General features: G+C 37.1%; 18 protein-coding genes. 9 read left to right on the forward strand and 9 right to left on the reverse strand.

Annotated features, from left to right (window positions below):
- Nucleotides 1-129 precede the first annotated feature (129 nt).
- The 7 genes from IWB64_RS01360 to IWB64_RS01390 all read left to right on the forward strand — a co-directional run bounded on the left by IWB64_RS01360 (nt 130) and on the right by IWB64_RS01390 (nt 5,823).
- Nucleotides 130-1,650, forward strand: a complete 1,521-nt coding sequence (locus IWB64_RS01360) for an aldehyde dehydrogenase family protein (RefSeq protein WP_155594500.1) — start codon at nt 130-132, stop codon at nt 1,648-1,650.
- A 1-nt stretch (nt 1,651) separates the two neighbouring features.
- Complete coding sequence (locus tag IWB64_RS01365; RefSeq protein ID WP_194532326.1) at nt 1,652-2,023, forward strand: DUF779 domain-containing protein; 372 nt, start codon at nt 1,652-1,654, stop codon at nt 2,021-2,023.
- Nucleotides 2,024-2,180: 157 nt separating this feature from the next.
- On the forward strand, nt 2,181-2,390 hold the full coding sequence (yidD, locus tag IWB64_RS01370; protein ID WP_194535771.1) for a membrane protein insertion efficiency factor YidD: 210 nt from the start codon (nt 2,181-2,183) through the stop codon (nt 2,388-2,390).
- Nucleotides 2,391-2,516: 126 nt separating this feature from the next.
- Nucleotides 2,517-3,479 carry a prolipoprotein diacylglyceryl transferase gene (gene lgt / locus IWB64_RS01375; RefSeq protein WP_194532327.1) on the forward strand — a complete coding sequence of 321 codons (963 nt, stop codon included), beginning with the start codon at nt 2,517-2,519 and terminating at the stop codon, nt 3,477-3,479.
- Nucleotides 3,480-3,571: 92 nt separating this feature from the next.
- Entirely contained in the window at nt 3,572-4,060 is a 489-nt protein-coding gene (locus IWB64_RS01380) for a DUF192 domain-containing protein (RefSeq protein WP_194532328.1), read from the forward strand.
- Nucleotides 4,061-4,066: 6 nt separating this feature from the next.
- Nucleotides 4,067-4,585, forward strand: a complete 519-nt coding sequence (locus IWB64_RS01385; protein ID WP_194532329.1) for a GNAT family N-acetyltransferase — start codon at nt 4,067-4,069, stop codon at nt 4,583-4,585.
- A complete protein-coding gene (locus tag IWB64_RS01390) occupies nt 4,582-5,823 on the forward strand; it encodes an ATP-binding cassette domain-containing protein (RefSeq protein ID WP_194532330.1) in 1,242 nt (413 codons plus the stop codon). Before IWB64_RS01385 ends, IWB64_RS01390 begins: the two co-directional genes overlap by 4 nt.
- Before the next feature lie 123 nt (nt 5,824-5,946).
- Here the strand turns inward: IWB64_RS01390 and secDF are convergent, their stop codons facing one another.
- Complete coding sequence (gene secDF, locus IWB64_RS01395) at nt 5,947-8,940, reverse strand: protein translocase subunit SecDF (protein ID WP_194532331.1); 2,994 nt, start codon at nt 8,938-8,940, stop codon at nt 5,947-5,949.
- 156 nt (nt 8,941-9,096) lie between these two features.
- Nucleotides 9,097-10,023, reverse strand: coding sequence for a malate dehydrogenase (locus IWB64_RS01400; RefSeq protein ID WP_194532332.1), 927 nt, complete (start codon nt 10,021-10,023; stop codon nt 9,097-9,099).
- Between the two features lie 348 nt (nt 10,024-10,371).
- Between IWB64_RS01400 and IWB64_RS01405 the strand changes: the two genes are divergently transcribed.
- Nucleotides 10,372-10,746, forward strand: a complete 375-nt coding sequence (locus IWB64_RS01405; protein ID WP_194532333.1) for a lipocalin family protein — start codon at nt 10,372-10,374, stop codon at nt 10,744-10,746.
- 120 nt (nt 10,747-10,866) lie between these two features.
- Here IWB64_RS01405 and IWB64_RS01410 read toward each other — a convergent pair whose 3' ends face one another.
- From IWB64_RS01410 to asnB, 6 genes are all read right to left on the reverse strand, one after another.
- A complete protein-coding gene (locus IWB64_RS01410) occupies nt 10,867-11,709 on the reverse strand; it encodes a universal stress protein (protein WP_194532334.1) in 843 nt (280 codons plus the stop codon).
- Nucleotides 11,710-11,720: 11 nt separating this feature from the next.
- Nucleotides 11,721-12,851: a hypothetical protein gene (locus IWB64_RS01415; RefSeq protein ID WP_194532335.1), complete on the reverse strand. Its 1,131-nt coding sequence runs from the start codon at nt 12,849-12,851 to the stop codon at nt 11,721-11,723.
- A gap of 12 nt (nt 12,852-12,863) precedes the next feature.
- Nucleotides 12,864-13,826, reverse strand: coding sequence for a hypothetical protein (locus IWB64_RS01420; protein WP_226975778.1), 963 nt, complete (start codon nt 13,824-13,826; stop codon nt 12,864-12,866).
- A 173-nt stretch (nt 13,827-13,999) separates the two neighbouring features.
- Nucleotides 14,000-14,752: a hypothetical protein gene (locus tag IWB64_RS01425; RefSeq protein ID WP_194532336.1), complete on the reverse strand. Its 753-nt coding sequence runs from the start codon at nt 14,750-14,752 to the stop codon at nt 14,000-14,002.
- Nucleotides 14,753-14,838: 86 nt separating this feature from the next.
- The gene (gene gyrB / locus IWB64_RS01430) at nt 14,839-16,791 is read right to left on the reverse strand and encodes a DNA topoisomerase (ATP-hydrolyzing) subunit B (protein ID WP_194532337.1); all 1,953 of its coding nucleotides are present in this window, start codon (nt 16,789-16,791) and stop codon (nt 14,839-14,841) included.
- Between the two features lie 359 nt (nt 16,792-17,150).
- Nucleotides 17,151-18,815: an asparagine synthase B gene (asnB, locus tag IWB64_RS01435; RefSeq protein WP_194532338.1), complete on the reverse strand. Its 1,665-nt coding sequence runs from the start codon at nt 18,813-18,815 to the stop codon at nt 17,151-17,153.
- Between the two features lie 239 nt (nt 18,816-19,054).
- Here asnB and IWB64_RS01440 point away from each other — a divergent pair, with 239 nt between their 5' ends.
- Nucleotides 19,055-19,603, forward strand: coding sequence for a DUF2911 domain-containing protein (locus IWB64_RS01440; RefSeq protein WP_194532339.1), 549 nt, complete (start codon nt 19,055-19,057; stop codon nt 19,601-19,603).
- A gap of 76 nt (nt 19,604-19,679) precedes the next feature.
- Here the strand turns inward: IWB64_RS01440 and IWB64_RS01445 are convergent, their stop codons facing one another.
- Complete coding sequence (locus tag IWB64_RS01445) at nt 19,680-21,296, reverse strand: amidohydrolase (RefSeq protein ID WP_194532340.1); 1,617 nt, start codon at nt 21,294-21,296, stop codon at nt 19,680-19,682.
- Nucleotides 21,297-21,332: the final 36 nt, after the last annotated feature.

Below are 21,332 nucleotides of genomic sequence, written 5' to 3' on the forward strand. Positions count from 1 at the left end.
TGGTCATACTAATAGTAGAATTGGTCAGACAATTTTAATTCAACTCCACTACATTTAGAAAACTATTTATATACGTCTGATAAACAGGTATATAATAATGAACATACTATTAATTAAATACACTTAACTATGAGCACACAGACAGTTGAACACAATCTTCTACAAAAGCCTAAGTTTAAAGATCAATATGAAAACTATATTGGTGGAAAATGGGTCGCACCCGTAAAAGGGGAATATTTTGACAACCTCTCGCCTGTTGATGGTAAGGTATACACAAAAATAGCACGCTCTACAGCAGCAGATATTGAACTGGCAATTGATGCCGCTTGGGAAGCCGCTCCAGAATGGAATACTTCATCTGCTACTACAAGAAGTAATATGTTATTAAAGATTGCCGATGTTATGGAACGTAATCTTGAGACTTTAGCACGCGCTGAAACTTGGGACAATGGGAAAGCCATTCGCGAAACCACTGCTGCAGACATTCCTTTGGCCATAGACCATTTTAGATATTTTGCAGGTGTAATCAGAGCTGAAGAAGGCTCGGTAAGTGAGTTAGATTCTAACACGGTAGCTTTAAACGTTACTGAACCTCTAGGTGTAGTAGCTCAAATTATACCATGGAACTTCCCCTTATTAATGGCTACATGGAAATTAGCACCAGCATTGGCAGCAGGTAATTGCGTTGTGATAAAACCAGCAGAACAGACTCCTGCCGGAATCATGATTCTTATGGAACTTATTGAGGGTATTTTACCAGCAGGCGTACTGAACGTCGTAAACGGTTTTGGAGCAGAAGCAGGCAAGCCTTTAGCTTCAAGTCCAAGAATAGATAAAGTGGCATTTACCGGTGAAACCACAACAGGACAGCTAATCATGCAATATGCTTCTAAAAATATCACTCCAGTAACCTTAGAGTTAGGTGGAAAATCACCTAATATTTTCTTCGAAAGTATTATTGATGCCGATGATGACTTTTTTGACAAGTGCTTGGAAGGTGCCGTTATGTTCGCCTTGAACCAAGGTGAAATCTGTACTTGTCCTTCTAGATTATTGGTACAGGAAAGTATTTATGACCGTTTTATTGAAAGAGTCATTGAGCGAACTAAAGCTATTAAATTAGGACATCCTTTAGACCCAACTACCATGATGGGTGCACAAGCATCAAATGATCAATTTGAAAAGGTAATGAGCTACATAAATATTGGCAAAGAAGAAGGATGTGAATTATTGACAGGAGGAGATGTTGCCTATGTTGAAGGTCTAGAAGGTGGTTTTTACATTCAGCCTACTATTCTAAAAGGAAACAATAAAATGAGAGTGTTCCAAGAAGAAATTTTTGGGCCTGTTCTTTGCGTAACTACTTTTAAAGATGAAGCCGAAGCTATAGAAATTGCAAACGACACCCCATATGGTTTAGGAGCTGGAGTTTGGACTAGAGATACGCACCAAGCTTACCAAATATCCAGAGCGGTACAGGCCGGTAGAGTTTGGGTAAATTGCTATCACTTATATCCTGCTCACGCACCTTTTGGAGGATATAAAAAATCGGGTATTGGTAGAGAAAACCATAAAATGATGTTAGCTCACTACAGACAAACTAAAAACATGCTGATTTCATACGACAAAAAAGCCATGGGCTTCTTTTAATATGAAAACAAAAAGAGTTTTAGTTACAGATGAAGCCAAGAAAATAATCGAACAGCTAAGAGAAACACATGGTGAACTTATGTTTCACCAAAGCGGCGGATGCTGCGATGGCTCCGCTCCCATGTGTTTTAGTAAAGGTGAACTTATGCTGAACGAAACCGATGTTTGGCTTGGAAATATAGCCGACTGTGATTTTCACATGGCTAAAGACCAGTACGAGTATTGGAAACATACGCAATTAACAATTGATATTACCAAAGGAAGAGGCGCAAGCTTCTCATTAGAAATACCATTGGGAATTCGGTTTATTGTAAGATCAAGGTTATTTTCAGAAGAAGAAGCACTTAATTTAGAGCCTATTCATTACGCTTAAAACCTGATTAAGATTACATTCACAAACAAAAATCCGCATTGAAAAATGCGGATTTTTTTACATAATGGCATCAATCTTCCCTTTAAATTTTTAATCAAAAAATCGTACTTTTACACTTCTAAAACAGCTTATTTTGGCATTAACTATTAAAAAAATAATGATTGCCCCTTTCGTATTTTTTGTCAGGTTTTATCAGCTTGCCATCTCACCCTACACGCCTGCAACCTGCCGTTACTCACCCACTTGTTCTCAATACACTTTAGAAGCCCTAAAAAAACACGGACTTTTTAAAGGTGGCTGGTTGGCTGTTAAACGAATATTCAGTTGCAACCCTTGGGGAGGAAAAGGTTATGACCCAGTACCTTAATCCATTTTATTATTATTGACTGGGCTAATTCCTACTAATCCTTCAAATTTATAACGTCGATTTAAGATGTAGTAAAGCTTAACGGTTATCTATTTTATTATCTTAGTGCCCTTAAAACTCCTTTACATGTACTTTTTAGGTATTATCTGGAATCCGAACGAAACACTTTTCACACTCGGTCCGTTACAGATTAAATATTATAATCTACTTTGGATTACCACTTTTGCTCTTGGCTGGTATATCATGAAGCGCATTTTTATTAATGAAAACAAAACTGTAGAGCAGTTGGATTCGCTCTTCATATACACGGTTTTATCCACTATGCTAGGAGCACGACTAGGTCACGTATTTTTTTACGATTGGCCTTATTACCAAAACCATTTGGCTGAGATATTGCTTCCTATTCGTGAGAGCGCATCAGGTGTGCTTTTCGGATTTATAAAAGGTTATGAATTTACAGGCTTTACAGGGCTTGCCAGTCATGGTGCTATTATAGGAATTCTTATTGGCACATACCTATATCAAAGAAAGCACTCAGACATGAAAACCCTGTGGCTACTGGACCGCATGGTTATACCAGCTGCTATTGGCGCGTTTTGTGTTCGACTCGGTAATTTTTTCAATTCAGAAATCAACGGAAAGATAACTGATGAGTCGTTTATTTTCGCAACAAAATTTATTCGTGATTCGGATGACATGCACCCATCAAAAGCATTGGCAATTACTCAGGAAAAAACTGTAAATGCAGCTTATGACGCTATAGAGAACAATCCTCAGTTTGCTGAACAACTAGCTCAGATTCCTTTTCGTCATCCAGCGCAATTATATGAAGGGGTTGCCTATATTTTTGTTTTTATTCTTCTTTATTACCTCTACTGGCATACTAACAAAAAAAATAGCACAGGTTATCTTTTTGGTTTGTTCTTAGTACTGCTTTGGACCATTCGTTTCTTTGTAGAGTTTGTAAAGAAAAGTCAAGGTGGCTTTGAAGAGAGCCTTGGATTATTATCAACTGGGCAATGGTTAAGTATTCCATTCATCCTTATTGGTTTTTACTTTATGTTCCGACCAAAAACTGGCAAATCTTAATTCAATAGAGATTCCAAAAAAACTAAATCAGTGTTTTACCAAAAGGTGAATCGCTTCATTTATCATCGACTTTAAAACTTAGCGATACTAAAATGAAACATTTTAAAATAAGTCTGTATTTAGTCCTTATGGCATTTGCATTTCACTCTTGTAAAGAAGAGACTAAAAAAGTAGTAAAAGCAGAGCCGGTAGTCTTTAAAAAAGAAGGTGAACTTTCCATTTTCAGAAAAGAGACGGACAGTTTAATCGCTTCTTTTGATATTGAAATTGCCGATAGTGAATATGAAACGCAGACTGGCTTAATGTACCGCAAGAGCATGAAAGCTGATAGAGGTATGTTATTCGTATTTCCTGAAGTAGCAGGGCATTCATTTTATATGAAAAATACCGAGTTCCCTTTGGATTTAATATTTGTAAAGGAAGACATGACCATCGCTAATTATCACGAAAACGCACAGCCTATGGATGAATCCAGCCTACCATCCCAAGGTGCAGTTCAATATGTATTGGAATTGAACGCCGGCCTCATTCAAAAATTAGGTATACAATCTGGAGATAGCATTGCGTTTAAAAAGATATGATTTTAGATGGATTTACTTTTAGAAGGAGAACAAACCGAACGACTGCTTTTCCGAAAAGTACTCCCTTCCGATTTTAAAACTTGGCTACCTTTTCATGAAGACAAACGTTCTTCTGAATTTTGGGAAGGACTGCCATCAGACCCTAAAACTGCTTGCCAAGAACAGTTTGACCGAATATTTGAACGCTACGAAAATAACCTAGGGGGCATGAACGCCCTTATTTCAAAATCTACCGGAGAATTCATTGGACTGTGTGGACTTCTTAAACAGACCGTAGATCAAATAGAAGAGCTAGAAATAGGCTACTCCATTCTACCTAAATATTGGAAACAAGGTTACGCAAGTGAAGCTGTTATAAAATGTAAGACCTATGCAAGGCAACAACAATTTACAGATTCTTTGATTTCCATAATTCATGTAGATAACATTTTATCTCAAAAGGTTGCCATTAATAACGGCATGTACTTAGATAAGACAACAACATATCACAATAATTCCGTACATATTTTTAGAGTCCTGCTATGAAACAAAAACATTGGGCCATTTTTACTGCAAATACTTCTCATAAAGGCGAATTTATAAATAGCCTACTGAAAGGCCCTCTTCCTAATGGCTTTGACGAACTAAAAAATTTAAGAGGCATACTTTTATCCAAATTGGCAGTTGAGCGTTTTATTGATGAAGAAGAACGCCATGGAAGCTCGGTAATAACTTCAGAAACAACGCAAAGTTTAAAATCAATGTCTAGCGGCGAGCAGAAGAAAGCCTTACTAAAACATATACTCAGCTCTCAGCCGGATTTTATTGTTTTGGACAACCCGTTTGATAACCTTGACACCACTGCTCAAGAAGACCTGAAATTAACTTTAGAAGAAGTTTCAGCACATACTCCAATGGTGCAGTTATTAAGCCGTAGATCGGATTTATTGCCTTTCGCGAATACATTTGCAAAATTAGACGGCAACGATTTAGTTTTTGCGGATTCTGTGGAAGCATTTTCGAACCAACAGGAAAAAGAACTCTTTAAAAATGATGTTCCAAAACCCATCAGTTCATATGAAATTGAGGGCGATACTTTAATTGAGCTGAAAGGCGTTGACGTCACCTATAGCGAAAAACCTATTTTAAAAGATATTAATTGGCATATTAAAAAAGGTGAATTCTGGGAGTTAAGAGGAAGGAATGGTAGTGGAAAAACAACCATCCTATCCATGATAACTGGAGAAAATCCCAAGGGCTATGGTCAAGAACTTTACATATTTGGACGTAAGAAGGGTACAGGAGAAAGTGTTTGGGAGATTAAAAAACGAATAGGCTATTTCACGCCCTCTATGACCGATAAATTTACTGGCTATCATTCTGTAAGCCATATGATCATTTCAGGTTTTTATGACTCCGTTGGCCTATATATAAACCCTATTGAAGCTCAACTAAGACTAGCTAAAGAGTGGTTAACCCTTATTGGGTTATGGGATATGAAAGACGCTCTCTTTCATGACCTATCTATGGGGCAAAAAAGATTGATTATGTGCGCAAGAGCAATGATCAAACATCCACCACTACTTATTCTTGACGAACCAACAGCGGGATTGGATGATGACAGCGCGGCCCTATTCGTGGCTTTAGTCAATAAATTTGCAACGCAAAGTAATACCACGGTCATTTTTGTATCACATAGAAAAGAACCAGGTCTTGAAGCAGAACTGGTCTATCAATTAGAAAAAACAGAAACCGGTTCTACAGGAGAAGTATTGACTTCATAGTTCCTTCCTATCTTTTATCAAAATCCAAAAAAAACCATTCAACAAAAAAGCCGTTTGCATATGCAAACGGCTTTTGTAATTAATTGATTTAGTTAGTTCTTAACGCCTTAAATATAGAGAAATTTATTTTACTTCCTCCGTTTCCGGCTCAACTGTTTCTTTTTCTAGTCCTCCTGCTCTTGAGGACTTGTTCAACGTATCAAACATTACTGGTGTTGCGATGAACAATGAAGAATATGTACCTACAATAATACCAATTATCATAGCAAACATGAATCCTCTTAATGATTCACCACCAAAAATGAATATTGCCAATAACACGACCAAGGTAGTTAAAGAGGTATTTAACGTACGACTTAATGTACTGTTCAATGCCAAGTTAATATTGTCGCCTCCGCGCCATCCTCTCTCGCCAATAATCTCTCGAATACGGTCAAAAACAACAACGGTATCATTCAGCGAGTATCCAATTACGGTTAATATCGCCGCAATAAACGCTTGATCAATTTCCATGTTAAAAGGCATAATCGTACCAAACAAAGAGAATATACCTAACACAATCATAACATCGTGAAAAACTGCTGCTACCGCTCCTAAAGAGAATTGCCACTTACGGAAACGGAATAAGATATATAAAAACACAACTGCAAGCGAACCTAAAATAGCCAAGAAAGCATTGTTCTTAATATCATCTGCAATTGTAGGACCTACTTTTACAGATTGCAAAATACCAATTGACTTATCACCTGAACCTACTTTAAAGTTCTGCTCGCTGATACCATCCGGAAGATATTTCTGTAAAGCAACATATAGTTTATCCTGAATCTCATTATCTACTTCAATTCCTTCTACATCTACTTTATATGCCGTAGTAATTTTAATCTGATTAGCGTCACCAAACGTTTTCACGTTTGTACCGCTACCAAATACGTCATTCAACTCAGAAGCTATCTCAGATGGATTAACAGACTGCTCAAAACGAACTTGGTACGAACGTCCGCCAACAAAATCAACACCTTGTTGCAACCCATTAGTTGCTAAAGAGAAAACACTCACCCCTACTAAAATAGCAGAGAAAATATATGCAATCTTTCTTTTTGAAAGGAAATCGATATTAATATTTTTGAACAAGTTCTTTGTAAGTCCTGTTGAAAAATCCAACGAACGACCTTGACCTTCAACATACCAATCTACTAATAGACGGGTAATGAAAATTGCAGTAAACAAAGAAGTTAAAATACCAATAAGTAAAGTAGTTGCGAAACCTTTAATAGGACCTGACCCAAAAATAAATAAGATAATTGCGGTAAGACCTGTTGTTATGTTCGCATCAAGAATAGATGAAAGTGCATTGCTAAAACCATCCGCCACAGCTAATGATTTTCCTTTTCCTTTCGCTAATTCTTCTTTTATACGTTCAAAAATAAGTACGTTAGCATCTACAGACATACCAATGGTAAGAACAATACCTGCAATACCTGGTAAGGTCAACACAGCGCTTAAGCTGGTAAGAACTCCAAATATCAATAGAATGTTCAATAATAAAGCGATATCTGCAAAACCACCTGCTTTACCATAATAGAAGATCATCCATACCAATACGATTGCCATTGCAATCATAAATGATGTAAAACCACTATCAATAGCTTCTTGACCTAAAGATGGCCCTACAACCTCTGATTGAATGATTTCCGCAGATGCCGGTAACTTACCAGCTCGTAATACGTTGGAAATATCTTTTGTTTCATTAACCGTAAATGTACCTGTAATCTCTGAACGACCTCCAGAAATAGGTCCTGATGAAACGCCAGGAGCGGTATACACCTTGTTATCCAATACAATAGCAATACCTGTTCTATTGGTATATGCATCACCAGTTAACTTTTCCCATTCTTTCGCACCTTTTGTGTTCATGCTCATAGTAACGGCTGGTTTACCGTTTACAAACTCATCACGTGCATCACTAACAACATCACCACTAATTCTTGGTGTGTTATCTCTGTTAGATTTTAAAGCATATAGCTCAGCTATTTCCGAACCTTCAGATGGTCTTTCCCATAAGAACTTTACAAACTGTAAGTTCGCAGGAAGCAACCTTCTCACTTCTTTCATTCTGAGGTACGCACCAATTTCGGCAGTATCTTGAATAGCGGCAACACCAACAGCATAGCTAGGCGCACCTAATTGAAACTTATCGAACAACGGATTAACTTGTCCAGCAATATCCAATGAGTCAGCAGAAACATCAGAAAGAAGAGAATCTAACTCAGATTCCTTCTTTATTGGTTCCTTAACATCAGCTACATCAATAAGTGATTTTAATTTTTCATTGGTCTGAAAGAAAAAACCTTGTAGCTCTGGATTATTAGGCTCATAGGTTTCCCAAAACTCTAACTGTGCGGTACTTGATAACAACCCTTGTGCACGAGCAATATCTCTTGCTCCTGGTAATTCTACCAATATACGACCTGAATTACCTTCACGTTGAATGTTTGGCTGTGTTACACCAAAACCATCAATACGCTCACGAAGTACTTCAAAAGCAGAAACGATAGATTCATCAATTTTTCTACGGATGATTGGCTTAACTTGATCATCTGACATCTGAAAATTAACCTCACCACTAAGTCCTTTGTTGGCAAAAATATCTGGAGAAGCTAATTTAGTATTCCCTTTTATTTTTTCAAAAGCATTGAAAAAAAGCTCTACATAGGTATCATCACTGTCTTTGGATGCTGCATCTGCATCAGCCAAAGCCTTGTTGAAAATAGGACTCTTAGTATTATTAGCTAATCCTTTAAGAATGTCCTTTACGGAAATCTGGAGGGTTACGTTAATACCACCTTTAAGGTCAAGACCTTTGTTTAGCTCTTTCTTTTTGGCTTCATTATAATTAGTGAAACCAAGAATGGAGTTGTCTCCAATCGAGTCTAAATAACTAGCTTCTAAAGCTTCTCGTTTAGAAATATAATTATCTTCTGCATCTGAAATACGGCTTTCCGCATATGATTTTGCTTCGTCTTCTACCTTACCACCTATAAAAGTGTATGATAATTGGTAGATACTTACTAGCCCGAAGAGTAGGGCAAAAAGCTTAATAAGTCCTTTATTCTGCATTGGTTGTGTGAATTAATTGCGTGCTTTTTATAACAGCGTGCAAATATATGATTTTCCCTTAGGAATTGACAATATATTTGGAGTTATTGTAAACAGAAACATCTGCCCCAGAAATACTTCTAGGACAGATGTTCTAATTTATTATCGTCTCAACGACTATAATTCTAGTAGACCGTTGGTCTTTTTTACACCAGCTGCACTTTCTTGCATTTTTGCTTTTTCAGCATCGCTTAGTGGAATATTCACTATTTTTTCGATTCCATTTTTCCCTAAAACTACAGGTACACCTATACAGATATCGTTAAGATCATATTCACCTTCTAATAAAGTAGAACATGGGAATATTTTTTTCTGGTCACAAGCAATTGCCTGAACCAAACCTGAAACCGCTGCACCTGGCGCATACCAAGCACTTGTCCCTAATAATTTAGTTAATGTAGCTCCTCCTACTTTAGTATCCGCAGCTACTTGCTCTAAACGGTCTGCAGATAAAAATTCTGAAACACGTATACTATTTCTTGTAGCATGAGATGTTAATGGCACCATACCAGTATCACTATGGCCACCTATAACCATACCGTCTACATCAGAGATTGGAGCCTCAAGAGCTTCAGCCAAACGGTATTTAAAACGTGCGCTATCTAAAGCTCCACCCATACCTATAATCTTATTCTTAGCAAGACCTGTTGTTTTGTGCACCAAATAAGTCATAGTATCCATTGGGTTACTTACAACTATTAGAATTACGTTTGGAGAATGCTTTACCAAGTTAGCTGATACCGTTTTTACGATACCTGCGTTAATACCTATTAACTCTTCACGAGTCATACCAGGTTTTCTTGGAATACCAGAGGTAATTACTGCAATATCACTATTGGCTGTCTTAGAGTAATCATTAGTTACACCTGTAATCTTAGTGTCGAAACCGTTTAAAGATGCGGTTTGCATCAAATCCATAGCTTTACCTTCGGCATATCCTTCTTTGATATCCAAAACGACTACCTCAGATGCAAAATTCTTAATGGCAATATACTCGGCACAGCTTGCTCCTACTGCTCCTGCCCCTACTACGGTAACTTTCATTTGTTATAATTTATTTGTTATTAAAAACTTTCTTTGAAATATCCTTTTTCAAATATTGACTTGCCTCTCCTAAGACATTTAGTAAGGGGCATATATAACCTATAATGTCAATTTTTGAAATACGTTCTCAAAAATAAACAATCTTAAAGGAAAAATACAGTGAATATTGGGTTAAATAGCAGAAACATTATCGACCAAATGCTCGACCAAATGCACTCCTGTTAAAAAAGAATGCGCTTTAACGAAGATAAAAGGGTTTTGTTGCCATACATCGAATTGTAGCAATAGTACTTTACAATTGGGCGTTCTTAATATAACAAAACCCCCAAATAATTAAAACCTACCATAATGAAAAAAGTCTTTTCATTTTTAGCAATAATATCCATTATACTCGTAAGTAACTGCACACAAATACCTGAAAATGATGATCCGGTAATCGGCATTTGGTCAGATGTAGAAGTAGCTCCTGCCAGCCTAACCGCTAAGTCAGAAACCGTTCGCAAGGAGTGGATATTTAATGATGCTTATTTAGGGCGATACCACCGAAAGAGTAACGGTAGCATTACTTTTAAAACCGACTTTAAATGGAGTTATGAAAATGACACCTATACCATATCATATCCCGGAACGGACATGGAGAGCCAAATTGTCTCTATGAAGACTTCTGAGGATGGAAGCACATTAGCAGATTCCGAAGGACATACAATGGCCCTTAGAGAATAACAATTTTACTAGGTTTCAAATACGCTAAAACCCATATTCTTCACTGAATATGGGTTTTTAAATTAGGTAAACCTCTATCTACCCAATGTCCTCAACAGACTTAACTTAAATTTCTTGTTTCTAATCCCTATATATAGCCATTACGGGGGTATTAATATTTCGTATTAAATCTTCAGTAAGACTATAGGTAAACAAGCGTTGGTAAAAATTACGCTTGTGATTGATCAGACAAACCATATCTATTTCATTTTCGATACAATAGTCCAACAACGACTTTTTAATATCTATAGAATCTATGGTCTTGAACGTAACATTGCTAACATCATGATTTTTTAATGAAGCTTTAAAGCGGTCCATCATTGGTACAATAGAATCGCCATGGGCCAAATCAAAATGGACTACATGTAATTTTGCTTTAAAACTTTTGGATTCCTTTATCAAATCTTCTAATGGTTCTTTCTCATCTTCTTGATAGTCCACCAAGAATAAAATATTATCTAAATCCCCATCAAATCTTGCATTCCCCGGCACCACAACGACCGGTTTATGTATTTCATCTAATATCTTCAAGGTACTGGTTTCCGTAAACAGCTGAAATAACCCGCTTTTACTGATTTGGGTACCCATAACAACAACATCTATCTTATCTTCCCTTTTTTCTATATACTGGGTAAACGTTTCAATGAAATCACCTTCCCGAACTACATATTTCACCTTTAGACTATCTACCTTTGATTTTTTAAGTATTTTTTCGAATGGAGGAAAAGTCTCTTTTTTATTTCTAAAATTCTGTATATCCAGCTTTTCATACAGCTTCTGTTCTTCTTCGGAAGTTTCCGTTTCAAGATTATAGGCATGGAAAACGATAATTTTCTTTTCGGTCTTTTTCGCATACTCTACCGCATACAAAAAGGCGTTCATTGAAACTTCCGAAAAATCTGTAGGAAAAAGTATGCAGTCCATAGTAATTGTTTTTAGAATGATATTTCTAGGTTAAGTTCGTACGTATCTTCTGTATTATTATCTACGGTAGTATGCTCCGTATTTAAAATAAGACGAATCATTTTATTTACCCTGTAGGTAAGTCCTCCAATAATTCTTTGTGTTCGTTCATCTATCTCTTCTACTTTAAATTCATCTAAACGACCCCATAAGGAAAATGGACTTCTACCAAACCTATACTCTCCAAAGAAACTATACCCATGATTTTTTAAAGCACGAGAAGGGTCATTAGAGTCAATATATCTTGCTCTAAAATCACCAACGCCATCATGTAATTGAGCCGTTAATTTATATTGCTTTTCTGTAAATGCCAAAAAACCTAAAACCTGATTGAAGTCTGGAGAAAACTCACTATTACCCTTTCCTCTATTAAAATAGCCACTTACTTGTAATTGCGGCAGAGAGTTAGCAAACGGACGTACCGTTAAACGGCCCGCCACTACTTTATTAGTATTCTTTTCTATACCAGAATAACCGCCACCATTGTAGATACCTAAAGAGTAGCTCGCATATTTTCCTTTCATGACACCATTTACATCCTTTAAAAAATCATCATCCATTTTAGGACCAATATTCCCCGTTACCGTAAGTCCAAAATCTGCCGAGTTAAATATTCTATTACGCTCAATAAACATGTTATCCTGAACTCTATATGTATTCATTTTTTGCTCATAATCTAACCATGGCCTATGCACCATGCCCACCTCAATAGCTGTACTGGTAAACAACTTACTATGAAGCTTAGGCTTAGTCATTAAATAAAGATATTTAAGTCGTGTTTCTACGTTACCGGCATCATCACCCTCATTATCAATAGTAAGATCCATGGTATAACGAACAGAAAAAACATCGTTCAAATCCTTTTTTAGAGTAAAGTAACTTCGTTTTAATACAAAACTACTTGTGTGTTCATTTACCGCGGGCAATGTCTCATCTGCTTGAACCTGTTTTACACCATCACGGTAGGCAATAAACCAATCCCCAGACATTTCAACTAAGTCCGCAATATTAATTCCCTTTTCATCACCATCCGAATTAGATACCTGCGCAATACTGGTTTCACCCAACAAAACAACGAATACAAATAGTGACCTGAGTTTCATTCCCGATTAAAATTAAATAGACGTTGCCAAAAATTTTACAGCGAACACCAAGACGATACTTACCACAAGACCAATAACCACCTTAACGAGATCTATACCCAATGATTTAAACATCTTGGCCCTAGGCTCGTTTTTCCTGAGCATATAGTTCAATGCTATTTCCCTACCCGCCAAAATACCAAGGAACACCCAAGTTGTACTCATTGGCACATTGTTCAATTCCTTAAAGTAAAAGAGAACTATACCGTATACAAAATCTATAATTGTTGCTGACCGAATATCTACCGTATTCGTTTTGGATTTGATTATACTTTGGATAGCACCTCCTTTAGAAGCTATGATATAAGCCAGTAAACCCAAAATAACTACCAATGAAAAAATCAGAGAATAGATATCTAATTCTCTTGGCAGGTAAACATAAATGTTAGCAAAATCCTGAATTAGCCATTGTGACCATAAAAAACCGGTGGAACACCATTGTAATATGGTCCAAATCTTCTCCTCTTTATCCGTAATAGGCCTTTCTATAAACTTCCTCTCCACTAATCGGGATATAGCCAAATAGAGCATAATTGCCGCAACAAATGCCACTCCGTAGCCAGAGAGTGATTTGATGACCATACTATTTAAATTTTTCTCATTGAAAAAAGTAAGAATTAAGAAAGATGTACTTACCGGAATACCGGTACGGGTTAATAGCATTAGAATTACAGGCGGCAACAAATAATACCAAGAAAATGGGTCTGGCATGGGGTATTTGGCCAACCTACCATAAGAGACATCCCCATTGTGTGTCATGTAACCATAAATTAGGGTTCCCGCCAGAATACCTCCGGCAAACAACCAAAGTACCCACCATTTCTTTCTTTCATTGGAACTTAGAAATGTACCTAAGGTTTGTATAGTATCATTTCCTACAACGGAGTATGCGGCCAAAGTGAAGCCCAAATACATTACTACAACTGAAAAATCCAATACTTTCTGGTTTTATATTACGCCACAAATAAAGGCCATTCACAAAAAGAGCACTGCACATTGCAGATTATCAAATATTTAAATAATTGACAATTTAAAAACCATAAAAAAGGCCGCAATCATAAATGATTGCAGCCTTGTATTCTGTACTAGCGGTTAACTATCTAAGAACTCTATTTGCTATCTTCCAAAAGAAACTCAGTGTAATCTAAAATATATACACCTAACAAACTCCACTTAAATTTTTCGCCACCATATTTAGCTTTGAATTTATCATTATCCATGAATAAAGACTCAAAATGCTCATCGAAGTCCTTTTTAGTCAGCCATAATACCTTTTCATCACCTTTCTTAATGTAATAAGACTTAGCTATACCTCCAGCTAATTTCATACCACCAATTCCGATGCTAGCAGTCTGCTTAGCCCATGGATCAGAATACACTTCAATAAACTGACTGTATTTAGGATTGACAACTTGCATTAAGTATTCTTCTTCTTTCTTTTTATTTTTCAAAGAAACCATTTGGTTAGTATACATGGTATACCCTTTGTTCATGTATTTAGAAGCATCCGTTTTACCCCACTTAGTAGCATCATTCATGAAGTTACTTTGGTTGTTGAGCTTCTCTAGCCCAGAAGGTGCCATATACAAATCGACAATTTCTTCCGCTTTAACACGAACCTTTTCGCCATCTGGCTTAATAAACTTGATTTCATTAATCTGACCTTTCTTACGATCTACATCTTTAATGTCGGCTTCCCATTTGGTGCCATCTTTAAGGGTAACATAAGCTGGTTTTTTTCGAGAGTAAGAAGAATAAGCTGGATCGAACGCGGCTTGTTGTTCGCGCTCTTTTAAACTCTCTTGCCCAAAACAAACAACGCTGGACATAAATAATACCATTGATACTAATTGTAATTTCATAATAGGGGTTTAGGATTATTGCACTACCCCTAAAATAGTTCGTCCGCCAAGTGGCGGACGAATATTTGTTGTGAAAACACTAATTGTTATGCATCAATGTTTGCATAAACAGCATTTTTCTCTATAAATTCTCTTCTTGGAGGAACTTCATCACCCATTAACATAGAGAATACTCGATCAGTTTCAGTAGCATTATCTATCTGAATTAGACGTAACGTTCTAAATTCTGGGTTCATTGTAGTATCCCATAACTGATTAGCATTCATCTCACCAAGACCTTTATAACGTTGGATGCTTACACCTCCACTATAGCTATCAGCTATTTCATCACGTTCCTTATCAGACCATGCATATCGTTTTTTAGCCCCTTTCTTCACCAAATATAAAGGTGGTGTAGCAATATAAACGTGCCCGCTTTCTATAAGCTCCCGCATGTACCTAAAGAAGAACGTTAGAATTAGTGTTTCAATGTGACTACCATCTACATCGGCATCACACATAATCACTACTTTATGATAACGTAGTTTCTCTAAGTTCAATGCTTTACTATCTTCTTCCGTACCAATAGTAACTCCTAACGCGGTATAGATATTTTTAATCTCCTCGTTTTCAAAAACCTTATGTTGCATGGCTTTTTCTACGTTCAGAATCTTACCTCGTAAAGGAAGAATTGCCTGAAATTTACGGTCACGACCCATCTTGGCCGTACCACCTGCGGAATCACCCTCAACAAGGAATACTTCACATTGTGCAGGATCTTGTTCAGAGCAATCTGAAAGTTTACCAGGTAAACCACCAATACTCATTACAGTCTTACGCTGTACCATTTCACGAGCTTTAGTAGCTGCGTGACGTGCTTGAGCCGCAAGTATTACTTTTTGTACTATTATTTTAGCATCGTCCGGATGCTCTTCTAAGTAATTAGATAACATTTCTGAAACAGCCTGCGAAACTGCAGATGAAACTTCACGGTTACCCAACTTAGTTTTTGTTTGACCTTCAAATTGAGGCTCTGCGACCTTAACAGAAACAATAGCAGTAAGACCTTCTCTAAAGTCATCTCCTTGAACCTCGAATTTTAACTTCTCGAGCATTCCCGAAGCATCTGCGTACTTTTTTAAAGTAGTTGTAAGACCTCTTCTAAAACCTGAAAGATGTGTACCACCTTCATGTGTATTAATGTTGTTTACATACGAGTGCAAATTTTCTGTGTAACTCGTATTGTAAATCATAGCGACCTCAACTGGAATGTCGTTTTTCTCGCCTTCCATTGAAATTACACCGTTAATCAACGGCTCTCTGTTACTATCAAGAAACTTAACAAATTCCTTAAGCCCTTCGTCTGAGTAAAAGACCTCAGAAAGAAATTCTCCTTCCTCGTCTTTTTGCCTCTTATCTGTAATAGTAATAGTTACTCCTTTATTCAAAAACGAAAGCTCACGCATTCTGTTCGACAAAGTTTCATAACTATACTCTATTGTTTGCTGAAAAATTTGATCATCCGGATGAAAAGTAACCATTGTACCTCTTTCATCTGTCTCGCCAATACTCTTTACAGGATACATTGCTTTACCGCGCTCGTATTCCTGCTCCCAAATTTTACCATCTCTATAAACGGTTGCTTTTAGGTTATCAGAAAGTGCGTTCACTACGGAAACACCAACACCGTGAAGTCCACCAGACACCTTATAGGAATCCTTATCAAACTTACCACCGGCACCAATTTTGGTCATAACCACCTCTAGAGCGGATATGCCTTCTTTTTTATGTAAATCTACCGGAATACCCCTACCGTTATCACGAGTGGTAATGGAGTTGTCTTCGTTTATTATGACACTAATTGTATCACAATGACCGCCCATAGCTTCATCTATGGAGTTGTCAACCACCTCATATACCAAGTGGTGAAGACCTCTAACGCCCACATCTCCAATATACATGGATGGACGCATACGTACATGTTCCATACCCTCTAGGGCCTGAATACTGTCCGCGGAATATTGATTCTTTTTTTCTTCTTTATTAGCTTCTTCGCTCATAAAATTAACTAGTTTTAGACTTAATTTTTGGCAATCTCACAAATATACGGAAAACCCCATAAAATATGGGGTTCTGAGAGGGGTCATAACCTCTAAGTTATCAACAAAAATTGTGGAAAAATGCGATTATAGCATTCTATCTAAATTAGCCTAGGTTTAAAGCTTATGTTTCTCAAAATCACACTATAAAAACTAGTTGTTCTCTTGAGACCAAACTCTGAAACTTATGAACTCTTAAATAATTAGGTTATATCTAAACTATAATTGGCAATTATAGGTCCAAAAGAAAAGACCTGCTGGCATTTATCGCGCAACAGGTCAATTCCTAGCTAATTATATAAATACCGTCAAAAATGGTTCTAATACGCATCATCGTGTACGTTCGCCACTGCTCTACCAGAAGGATCGTTCATGTTTTTGAACGCTTCATCCCACTCCAAAGCTATTTGTGTACTACATGCCACAGATGCTTCTTGAGGCACACATAGTGCTGCAGCATCTGATGGGAAATGAGATTCAAAAATAGAACGGTAATAGAATTCTTCTTTTGAAGTTGGTGTCTGAATAGGGAAACGGAATTTGGCGTTTGCCAATTGCTCATCTGAAACCTCATCGTTAACCACAACCTTCAATGTATCGATCCAGCTGTATCCTACTCCATCAGAGAATTGTTCTTTTTGTCTCCATGCTACGCTTTCTGGCAACATATCTTCAAAAGCTTTACGAACAACCCATTTCTCCATACGCTCGCCATTGATCATCTTATCTTTTGGGTTAATGCGCATGGCCACATCCATAAATTCCTTATCTAAGAAAGGCACACGACCTTCAATACCCCAAGCAGCTAAAGACTTGTTGGCACGTAAACAATCATACATATGTAACTTGCTTAGTTTACGTACAGTTTCTTCGTGAAATTCTTTATCGTTTGGTGCTTTATGAAAATAAAGATACCCTCCAAAAAGCTCATCTGCGCCCTCTCCGGAAAGAACCATTTTAATACCCATAGACTTAATTACCCTTGCCATAAGATACATGGGCGTTGAAGCTCTAATAGTAGTTATATCATACGTCTCCAAGTTGTAAACAACATCTTTAATTGCGTCTAAACCTTCTTGAATGGTAAATTTAATTTCATGGTGTACCGTACCAATATGGTCAGCTACTACTTGTGCAGCTGCTAAATCCGGAGAACCATCAAGGCCTACTGAAAAAGAGTGCAACTGAGGCCACCAAGCATCTGTTGTATCACCTGACTCAATACGTTTTTGTGCGTATTTTTTAGCTATTGCCGATGTAACAGAAGAATCAAGCCCTCCTGAAAGCAATACGCCATAAGGTACATCTGACATTAACTGACGGTGTACCGCAGCTTCCAATGCTTCTTTAATTTCTTTAATGCTCGTTTCGTTATCCTTAACGGCATCATACTCCATCCAATCTCTTGTATACCATTTTTTGAATTCACCATCTTCACTGCTCATATAGTGTCCTGGAGGAAATAGTTGAATTTTTGAACACGTACCCTCTAAAGCTTTCAATTCAGAAGCCACGTAGAATGTACCGTTTTGATCCCAACCAATATAAAGTGGAATAATACCCATATGGTCACGTGCTACGAAATAAGAATCGTTTTCTACATCATATATTGCAAAACCGAAAATACCGTTCATCTCATCTAAGAAATCAGCTCCTTTTTCTTGGTAAAGGGCTAAAATAACCTCACAATCAGATTCTGTTTGGAAATTATATTTTCCGTCAAATTGCTTACGCAATTCTCTATGATTATAGATTTCGCCGTTAGCGGCCAAAACCAATTTTTTATCTTCACTGAACAACGGCTGCGTACCGGAAGCTGGATCAACAATTGCCAAACGCTCATGCGCCAAGATTGCTTTATCATTGGCATAGATACCACTCCAATCCGGACCACGGTGACGTATTTTTTTAGACATCTCCAACAGCTGGGGTCTTAAAACATCTGAACTTTCTTTTAAATCAAATGCACATACAATTCCACACATAACAATTTGTTTATTTCTAATTTGAAGTCAAAAATGCAACTAAACTTTCAATTATGAAACATATATTCTATTAATGATTTCATATTGTAAGTTTAAAATGTTATTCGACATTAATACGTCACTATATCCATTTTTTTAGATTAAAAATCATTCGTTCTGTAAGTAGTATAAAATTTAACGACTTTTTAGTTGAATTTATATTGAATACTAACTAGTTTTATCTCAAAACAAATCCAATTATGAAAAAAGTACTTTTTATTGCTTTAATGGCATTTGCCATGACCGTTTCAACCGATGCACTGGCTCAAAAATTTAGTGGACTAGATAAGAGCCCAATGGATATGGCTGCTTTCCCTACCGATTACAAAGTGTCTACAAAAACTGCTCGTATAATTTACAGTCGCCCACAGTTAAAAGGTCGTTCTCTATCTGAACTTGCTCCTGCCGGAAAAGTATGGCGTACGGGTGCTAACGAAGCTGCCGAAGTAACTTTTTATGCTGATGTAAATTTTGGTGGAAAAGATATTAAAGCTGGAACCTATTCTATCTTTACTATTCCTGGACAAGGTGAATGGACCGTTGTTCTTAACAAAAACTTGAACCAATGGGGCGCATATTCTTATGACGAAAGTGCAGATGTTGCTCGTGTTAGCGTACCAAGCGCTGAAGATTCAAATTCTTTAGAAGAATTTTCTATTGTTTTTAAAGAAGCCGGAGCTGGTTTTGAAATGATAATGGGATGGGACAAAACTAGAGTTGCAGTTCCTATTGTTGTTGCTAAAAGTTAAAATATCCTGAAATCTATAATTAAAAAACCCGAAGCTTTAAGGCTTCGGGTTTTTTTATGTACCTAGCTTCTTCTAATTACCTTGTTTTACCGTTTATGAAGGTTTGCTCTGCCATAATAGTAGGAATTTCAGCAGCAGGAACGGTCATCATATCTTTATCATAGATTACAAAATCTGCAAACTTTCCAGATTCTATACTTCCTTTTTCCTCTTCCTCAAAATTAGAATATGCCGCCCAAATGGTCATCCCACGCAATGCTTCTTCTCGCGTTAGCACATCTTGCATTTGGAATCCTTCTTCTGGATAACCCTCTACATCTTTTCTAGTCACCGCAGCATAAAAAGTTAGAAACGGACTCACCTGCTCTACCGGAAAATCTGTACCCAAAGCTAGAATTCCTGCTTTATCTAAAAGTTTCTTATAAGCATAAGCTCCTTTCATTCGTTCCTCACCTAAACGGTCTTCTGCCCAATACATATCACTAGTAGCATGTGTAGGTTGTACGGAAGGTATAACTCCATTATCAAAATAGTTAAAGTCTAATGAGTCTATAATCTGGGCATGCTCTACTCTCCAACGGCGATTGGGTTTATCTTTCAAGACTTCTTGATATGTTCTAAGCACCACTGCATTGGCAGAGTCGCCAATTGCATGAGTATTCATCTGATATTCGGAAATTGCCAAACGGCGTGCTAAATCTTCAATTTCATCTACAGGTGTTACCATGGCTCCATAATGACCCCATTTATCTGCATATGGTTTTTTTAATGCTGCTCCACGGGAACCGAGTGCCCCATCTCCGTATACCTTTATAGAACGCACATTTAACCTATCTGTTTTTATGGGTCCTTTATAAATAAAATAGTCTACGTCTTCTGGAATATTGCTAACCATAGCATACACCTTTATTGAAAGCTCACCTGTTTGCTGTAAACTATCTATAAGCTCTATAGTAGCGCGATTTAATCCCGCGTCATCAACGGTAGTTAATCCATTATTCAAACAAATCCTTTCAGCATCTTTTAATGCTTTCACTTGAGCATCTAAGTCTGGCATCGGAATTTTAGCATACACCAAATCCATTGGGTTGTCTACCAGTACCCCGGTAATACCCATTGCACCTTTTACTATTTCTCCTCCGGCTACTTTTGTTCGCCAATCAATACCTGCTAAATCCAATGCAGCCTTATTTACTAGTAAAGCATGACCATCTACGCGACTTAAAGCCACGGGAGTATCAGGGAAAATTTTATCTAATTCTTTACGGGTTGGATATTCTTTAACTTCCCAATCATTCTGATCCCAACCTTCCCCTAGCACAAAATCTTTGGGGTGTTCATTTTGAAAAGCTTGAACACGTTCCAAAACTTCATCAAAACTTTTGGTTCCGACAAGATCAACCACTTGCTGTTTAAGACCTAAACCAAAAAAGTGACAGTGGGCATCTATAAGACCTGGGGTTATGGTACGACCATCTGCATCTACCAATTGGTCTGAAGTATATTTACCCCTAATTTCTTCGGTAGTACCTACAGCAATAAATTTTCCTTCATGAACAGCAAAAGCTTCTGCCTTAGAAAACTCTTCATCAACTGTGTATACATTAGCATTCACGATAACTAGGTCCACTTCTTCCTTCAGGTATTCACAACCCGTAAGGAACAACAATAATAAAGGAAGTATTTTTTTCATAGTAAGAGAATTTGAAGGATACCAAAAATACATAAA

This window comes from Zobellia nedashkovskayae (genome assembly GCF_015330125.1).
Classification (GTDB): Bacteria; Bacteroidota; Bacteroidia; order Flavobacteriales; family Flavobacteriaceae; genus Zobellia; species Zobellia nedashkovskayae.